This is a genomic window from Bariatricus sp. SGI.161, assembly GCF_050313695.1.
In the GTDB taxonomy this organism is placed as follows: Bacteria; Bacillota; Clostridia; order Lachnospirales; family Lachnospiraceae; genus JAFBIX01.
Genome location: NZ_JBNPLX010000105.1, coordinates 1 through 307, shown reverse-complemented (window position 1 = coordinate 307; position 307 = coordinate 1). Strand labels below are relative to the sequence as shown.

Genomic DNA, 307 nt, shown 5'->3' with positions numbered 1-307 from the left:
TGTTTCCCCGATAATCACACCGGCGCTTTGGTTGACGACGCTCTGGGTGGCGTCAAAGATGCCCATGACGATGTTCCATGTGTTGCTGACAATGAGGATGGCAAACGCAGACTTGAAAATCCAGCGGAAAAACATGGAGCTGTCAAAGTCGTGCATATTGTTTTTCTCGGTTATCATCTGTATCAGTTCCATGCACATGACACAGGCAAGGATGGCCGCCGCAATGGGCAGCACCACCGTTTCGGACAGGTTTTGCAGCATATTGAAAATGCCACTGTTCCACGCCTGCGGGGTGGCCCCCACATCG

Annotated in this window: 1 protein-coding gene; it reads right to left on the bottom strand. The window is 52.1% G+C overall.

What is annotated here, in order from left to right; genetic code table 11:
- A partial coding sequence (locus ACQRBH_RS17395; RefSeq protein ID WP_427762715.1) for a VirB6/TrbL-like conjugal transfer protein, CD1112 family occupies nt 1-307 on the bottom strand: 307 nt, incomplete at both ends.